Below are 6,326 nucleotides of genomic sequence, written 5' to 3' on the forward strand. Positions count from 1 at the left end.
GGATGAAGAACAGCTTTGCAGGCTCGCGCAGCCGATCCGGCAATTCGGAGAGCGCCGTCAGCGCCGCGGCCGCCTGGCGGCGCGCCTCGACGATGTGATCCGGCAACGGCGCTTCGTCCGCCACCGCCTCGGCTTCCTCGACCGAGACCGCGGCAATCCGCTTCCGCCTCAGCACGCGAAAGGCATGGTGCCGAACGATGCCCCGGAGCCAACCCGGAAAAGCGGCAGGGTCGGCAAGGCGGGGCAATGCCGACCAGGCGGCGACGAAGGCCTCCTGGACCACATCCTCCGCGACCTGGAAATCGCGCACCAGCGCCAGGGCCGAGCCGAAGGCGAATTGCTGGAAGCGCCTAGTCAATTCGACGAACGCCTTGACGTCACCGCCGCCTGCCTGCCGCACCAGTTGCTCGTGATCCATGGCCACATCCTTTCACACGGGAAGTGCCAGGACCGGCACTCGGCCTTTGGGAGCATGACAATTTTTTTGCGGCGGTCCGAACGAAAAAAGCCCCGGCGTTGCGGCCGGGGCTCTTGATCGGGAAAGAGGGTTGTCACGGACCTGGTGTCGTCGCCGTCTTGAATCGGCGGGCCCCGGCGCCGGAAGGCTCCAGCGAGAAGGCCCAGGCAAGCCCATAAAAGCCGATGGCGAGCAAATAGAGGAAGGCGAAGCCGAAATACATCGAGTTGTATTCCATCAGCCCGCCGAACAGCGCGCCCATCAGGTTGTAGGCGAGCGCCGTGGAGACGTTGATGCCGGCCTTGCCGATCTGGCTGGAGAACACCATGCCGGAGAAGAACAGCGGGATCGTGAGCAGCACGCAGGCGACCGCGAGGCTGAGCCATGGCGCGGCGAAGGCGATCAGGGCGTGATCGCGCGCCGAGAAATAGCCGACCATGAGACTCAGGATCAGCCCGACATAGGCGAGCCCGGTGCGCGGCACGAATTTCCGCTGCGCCATCAAATTGGCGAAGAACGCCATCGAGAGCACCATCAGGATGGTCGCCGCGATCACGAACCAGGTGCCGCCGAGATGCAGGCCGAGCTCGGTGATGGCCTTGGTCTCCACCAGCATGAAGCCCGCACCCAGGAAGAAGAACGGCAGATAGCCGCGCTCGACCGGTCCATTCCAGCCGACGGTCTTGCGCACGAAGACGGTGCTGAGCAGCAGCACCATGCCGAGCGCGACCATGTAGCTGACCGGATAGGTGCGTTTGATCATGTAGAAGAACGGCCAGTCGTCGGTCGGGATGCTGTCGGCGGGATAGGCCTGCGCGAAATGCGCCGAGGCGTCCTCGAAGCCGAAGGACGCCAGGGCGTCCCTGCCGGGCATTGCGATGTCGTGGCCCTTCTGGGTGATGAAGGCCGTGGTGGTCTTGGAATCGTAGCCGACGCGGACGGCGAGCGGACGACCGGCGCCGGGAATGCCCTGAAGGATGTGCGACAGCTTGAAGCCGAGCGACTCGTTCGGCAACGCGAACGCGATCGACATCACGCCGTCGGGCTTCAGCAGCCTGAACGCCTCCGTGATGCCCTCTTGGGTGTAGACATAGGAATCGACGCGCAGATTGGAGGCGTGGCTGAGCGCGGTGTGCGAATCCAAGACGCCGTAGATGATCAGATCATATTGCTGCTGCGCGGTGCGGAAGAAGTTGCGGGCGTCGTTGACGCGGACGGTGACGCGCGGATCGTCATAGGGATGCTCGGGGTGATAGGCTCTGCCCAGGAACACGATCGCCGGATCGATCTCGATGGCATCGACATGGGCGGCGCCCATGCGCAGCGCGGCGGCGACGTCGTTGCCGCTGCCAGCGCCGACGATCGCGACCCGCTCCGGACGCTTCTTGAAGTTGAAGGGGAACTCGTAATAGGCCCGCGCATAGCGGTCCTCGTCGGATTCGTGGCCACGATTGGCCTCACAGAGGTTGAAGACCTTCTGGTAATAGGCGCCCCCCGACAGGATGTTCATCAGGCCGTCGGGCTTGGCCATGCGCTCGAGCAACTGATAGGGCGAATAGATGCGCTGGATCTCGGTCTGCACCGGCCACGCCAGCACGGTCAGCAGCAGGCAGAAGCTCGCGATGCCGACCGGCAGCCGCGCGTCGCGCGCCAGCACGAAAGTGAGCAGCACGCCGCCGACCACGGCGAACCAGATCGCCGGCGGCAGCCAGAACAGGCTCATCACGAACAGCGCCACGACGCCAAGGATGCTGCCGATCAGATTGAGGCCGTAGGCCCTGAGCGGGTCGGTGACGCCGAGCAGCTTGCCGCAGAGCTGGCCGACCGGATAGCAGATGCAGGCGCAGATCACGAAGCTCGTGCCGAGCAGCAGATAGAGCGGCACGCTCTGCTGGATCAGGCCGAGCAGGTTGAGCCGATCCATCCAGATCGAGATCGAGGTCTGCTCCTGCATCGGCAGCGCCGAGAAGAAGTCGTTGTTGGTGGCGATGTCGTAGCGCATCAGCGTAATGACGGTAACGAACAGCGCCAGCATCGGCAGCACGAGGGCAGGCGCGCAGCGCTCCTTGTCCGCCACCGCATAGCCCGCGCCCAACCCCAAAAAGCAGGCCAGCAGGGTGAAATTCTTGAAGAAGGAGAACACCGGGAAGACCGAGGCGAGCCAGCGGATCATGACGAGCTCGAGCAGCAGGCTCACCATCGTCACCAGCACGATCAGGCGGATCTTCTCAGCCGCGGATGCGAGCGCAAGCTGGCCCTCGAACAGCGCGCCCATCTCGTCGATCCGCCGATCCAGCGCCCGCGACAGCCACGCCGGATGGAAGATCACCACCAGCGCGGCCGCGCCGAGCAGCGCGCGCAGCGCAGCCAGGAGCCAGTCGTCCGGGCCGAAAGCATCGCCCTCGGCGAACAGCCGCATCGCCACCAGGACGTAGACGAAGGCCAGACTGCCCAGGCAGATGCTGAAGAACCGCACGAGCCTGCGGTTGACATCGCAGCCGCCCTGCCCGGGACTAGCGGATTGAGTGCTCATGCTCAAGCGTTCCTGACTGGGATTCCCCGGAAAGGACGCAGCATGCGGCAATTTCAATTAAGAATCGCCAAATTTTCGCCCGCAATCCGCCGGCTTTGGACCAGCGGCGAACCTCACAGGCCGCGACGCGCGTCGGCCGGCGCAATCTCCTCGTCGGAGATGAAGCCGCCACGTCGAGCCTGGTCGAGCCCCTCTTCGATGGTCGCGCGCGGATCGGCGTCGAGTTGGCTGACCGATCCTTCCCGGCTGGAATTGATCCTCCCGATCATCACATCGATCTCCGATACCACGAGATCGGGCACGGCCTGCGGCACCATGTGGCCGACGCCTTCTAGCACGATCAGCTTCACATTGGGCACGGCGGCGGCGAACGGGCGCGAATGGATGTCGGTCGATACCGTCTTGTCGGCGTCGCCCGAGATGATGGTGGTCGGCACCCTGATCGCGCCATAACGCGGCGCCTGCGCCGCGACCATGGCCTTCAGCGTCGTGAGGTCGCGCGCATTGGCGCGGAATTCGCGCGGCCGCAGCAGGAGCAGCGTCGCGGTGTCTCTGACGAAGCCCTCCGGCATCGGCTGCGGCAGAAACACAGTGCGCGCGGCTGGCTTCGCCAGCAGCAGGCCGAGCGGCAACGTCACGGTGTGGGCGAGCAGCGGCCCGATCACCGGCATGGTGATGGCCTTGTTGTACCAGCCGACCCCACCGCGCCAGGGATGGGTGACGGGCGCCAGCATCATCAGGCCTCCGACCTGCTCCGGGTAATCCAGGGCCATCCGCGCGCCCAACGCGCCGGCCAGCGAATGCACCACCAGCACGACGCGGCCAGCTTCGAGCTTCGTCAGCGCCGCGGCGAGGATGCCGGCCTGGATGTCCAGCGGCGCCTCCACATCCTTGGCGGGCGCGCTGAAACCGTGTCCCGGGCGGTCGATCAGGACCACCCGATGGTTGCGCGCCAACAATTCGCCCAGCGGCTGCCGCATCGCCTCCAGATTCGAGCTCGCGCCATGGATCAGGACGATTCGCGGCCCCAATGCGTCAGCGGGCCCCAGTTCGACCACATTCAGGCGCGTGCCGGCCACCTCTACCAGGCTGCCGCGCGGTGGATAAGTCCGATTGAGCGCGATCACGCCGGCCTGCGTGACCAGCATGAGGAAAACCAGCACCGTCAATACGATTATTGAAATCATTGGAATTTTCCAGTCATTCGGCGTCGCATGGCCCCTTCGCAGGAGACCGGAAGCCGCGACTCGCGCGAGTTTTCCCAGGTCAAGGCGTTTTTTGTCATACGCGCGTCGTCGGCCATTTTATAACCATGGTCAGCACTTCTCCTGACTGTCGGGCGAGCATCAAAAAGCTACCGCCACCCGGTTTGGTTCACACCCTCGACGGGAAAGAATGAATCGGTGTGGCAGGTATCCCGCAAGGAAAATGGGAAGGGGTATTGGATGAGTATCAGATCGAGCGAAGCTGCGATCGATGAGATCGTAGCGAGGTGTGACGGTGACCTCCGCGGTGCGCTCAAGGCACTGTTGCTGGTCAATGAGCATCTTGAGGCCGAGATCGCTCAGCTCTATGCGGCGGCAGCGCATTACGGGATCACCGAGCGGGGCAGCAGCGCCCTGCACTGAGCGCCAAGTCCGCCCGTCGCATCACCTGGGCGGATTTGTCGTTCGGACCCTCGTCTCGCGGTCGCGGGCCGTGGCTGCTGCGCGGCCTCTCCAGAGCATCGGCGAGACGGTTATCGTCGAACTTGGTGTCATCGGTGTGGCTGGCGTCGTGGCGCGTATGATCGTCGGTCATGCCGGTCCGGATGCGCGGCGCGGCAGCGTATCGTCCGGCCTCGCAACCAAGAGCATCGAAGCGAGCCGACGTGGGGCGGAGCCGTCTCAGATGTCGCGCCCCTCGACCTTCTCGCTCAACGTCTTGACTAGCTCCGGCAGCTTTTCCAGATGCGGGTTGATCTCGAGCGCCTTGCGGAAGGCATCGAGCGCGCGCCTGTCCTCGCCGAGATCCTGCATGATCATGCCAAGCCCGGCGAGCGCGCCGAAATGCCGGGGCTCGCGGACCAGGACCTGCTCGATATCGGCGAGCGAGCGCATGTAGTTATTTTGAAGGTAATACAGGGTGGCGCGCCGGTTCCACGCCTCCGTATAATCCGGGCGCAGCTTGATGACCGCATCGAGCAGCTTCAGCGCCACGTCAATCTGCTGCGCATCCATGGCGGTCTTGGCGCGCATCATCAGGAGTGCTGCGGTATCGCTCGGGGTCTGCAGCCAGATCGCCCAGATCCGCGCCTCGACATGCTTGGCACTGGCATCGTCGGGTGCCGCCTTCAATGCGCCGAACAGGAAGTCCAACCCGCGCGTCTTGTCGCCGCCGACCTTCGGCAGCGTCTTGGCCGGGGCTTCCGGTGGCTTCTTCTTCGGTGGCCCCAGGCGCGGATCGTCCTGCGCCAGCGCGATGGCGGGCCAAGCGGCGAAGACGGCCGCAACCGATAATGCGATCAGACCAGTTTTCGTGAATCTCAGGGACATCGCAAAAGTCTAAACGCGAAAAATCCCGCTGCAAAGCAGCGTGGGCGTCAAACGCCTGTGATATTCGCAGGCCGGCGCTCCCGGGCGATCAGCCCTTTGGCGATCAGCCTTGCCGCGCCTTGAAGCGGCGCTGCACCTTGTTGATCACATAGACCCGCCCCTTGCGGCGGACCAGGCGGTTGGCGCGGTGACGGCCGCGCAGCGATTTCAGCGAGTTACGGACCTTCATGACAAAATCCTGGTTGCTTCTCGAAGGCCGTGGTGACAGGCCGTGGGCGGCAAAAACGGGAATATCCCGCCGGCGGCCAAGCCGCCCGGGACGGGCGCCTTCTAGGCCAGGGGACGGTGCAATGTCAATCCAGATCGGCCATTGGGCCGGCTCGGATCGTGGAACCGGGCCGCGGCACACTAGTCGTCGTCGGCCGGAAACTCGACCATCGCCTCCCCGGCCGCAACCTTCTCACCCGCCTGATTCTGCACCATCACGTCGATCAGGACATAGCGGGATTTCGCGGTCACCTGCTTCGCCTTGACGATGCCGGAAGGTCTGATGGTGTCGCCGGGCCGCACCGGCTTGAGCCATCGCGTCTCCAGCCGGCGATGGATCGCGCCGGTGGGATAGGCCCAGTCGGTGATCATGCGCGAGATCAGGCCGAAATTGTTCATGCCATGCATGATCACGCCGCCGAACTGGGTCTTGCCGAAACTCCCCTTCATGTAATCGTCGTCCAGATGCAGCGGGTTGTAGTCGAGCGAGGCGTCGCAGAACAGCCGGATCGACTCGCGCGACACCGCGAAGGCC

At 64.5% G+C, this 6,326-nt stretch carries 7 protein-coding genes; 1 reads left to right on the forward strand and 6 read right to left on the reverse strand.

The window, feature by feature from the left end; translation table 11 throughout:
- From JOY90_RS38005 to JOY90_RS38015, 3 genes are all read right to left on the reverse strand, one after another.
- Positions 1–418: sigma-70 family RNA polymerase sigma factor (locus tag JOY90_RS38005; RefSeq protein WP_291696215.1), on the reverse strand; the 418-nt coding region annotated here is incomplete at its 3' end.
- Positions 419–551: 133 nt separating this feature from the next.
- Positions 552–2,990 carry a hypothetical protein gene (locus JOY90_RS38010; RefSeq protein WP_291696216.1) on the reverse strand — a complete coding sequence of 813 codons (2,439 nt, stop codon included), beginning with the start codon at positions 2,988–2,990 and terminating at the stop codon, positions 552–554.
- A gap of 113 nt (positions 2,991–3,103) precedes the next feature.
- Positions 3,104–4,177, reverse strand: a complete 1,074-nt coding sequence (locus tag JOY90_RS38015; protein ID WP_291696217.1) for an alpha/beta hydrolase — start codon at positions 4,175–4,177, stop codon at positions 3,104–3,106.
- Positions 4,178–4,435: 258 nt separating this feature from the next.
- Between JOY90_RS38015 and JOY90_RS38020 the strand changes: the two genes are divergently transcribed.
- The gene (locus JOY90_RS38020) at positions 4,436–4,618 is read left to right on the forward strand and encodes a hypothetical protein (RefSeq protein ID WP_291696218.1); all 183 of its coding nucleotides are present in this window, start codon (positions 4,436–4,438) and stop codon (positions 4,616–4,618) included.
- A gap of 258 nt (positions 4,619–4,876) precedes the next feature.
- On the opposite strand, the gene JOY90_RS38025 is transcribed toward JOY90_RS38020, so the two are convergent.
- The 3 genes from JOY90_RS38025 to JOY90_RS38035 form a co-directional block, all read right to left on the reverse strand.
- Positions 4,877–5,524, reverse strand: coding sequence for a tetratricopeptide repeat protein (locus JOY90_RS38025; protein WP_291696219.1), 648 nt, complete (start codon positions 5,522–5,524; stop codon positions 4,877–4,879).
- A gap of 103 nt (positions 5,525–5,627) precedes the next feature.
- The gene (ykgO, locus tag JOY90_RS38030) at positions 5,628–5,753 is read right to left on the reverse strand and encodes a type B 50S ribosomal protein L36 (protein WP_006611362.1); all 126 of its coding nucleotides are present in this window, start codon (positions 5,751–5,753) and stop codon (positions 5,628–5,630) included.
- 179 nt (positions 5,754–5,932) lie between these two features.
- Positions 5,933–6,326 (reverse strand): MaoC family dehydratase (locus JOY90_RS38035; RefSeq protein WP_291696220.1); only part of this gene is annotated, 394 nt, incomplete at its 5' end.

Origin of the sequence: Bradyrhizobium sp., assembly GCF_019242285.1 — a bacterium.
In the GTDB taxonomy this organism is placed as follows: Bacteria; Pseudomonadota; Alphaproteobacteria; order Rhizobiales; family Xanthobacteraceae; genus Bradyrhizobium.

Excerpts from the sequence above, each read along its gene's own strand:
- JOY90_RS38015 (WP_291696217.1), bottom strand. The coding sequence starts at position 4,177 with ATGATTTCAATAATCGTATTGACGGTGCTGGTTTTCCTCATGCTGGTC.
- ykgO (WP_006611362.1), bottom strand. The coding sequence starts at position 5,753 with ATGAAGGTCCGTAACTCGCTGAAATCGCTGCGCGGCCGTCACCGCGCC.
- JOY90_RS38010 (WP_291696216.1), bottom strand. The coding sequence starts at position 2,990 with ATGAGCACTCAATCCGCTAGTCCCGGGCAGGGCGGCTGCGATGTCAAC.
- JOY90_RS38025 (WP_291696219.1), bottom strand. The coding sequence starts at position 5,524 with ATGTCCCTGAGATTCACGAAAACTGGTCTGATCGCATTATCGGTTGCG.
- JOY90_RS38020 (WP_291696218.1), top strand. The coding sequence starts at position 4,436 with ATGAGTATCAGATCGAGCGAAGCTGCGATCGATGAGATCGTAGCGAGG.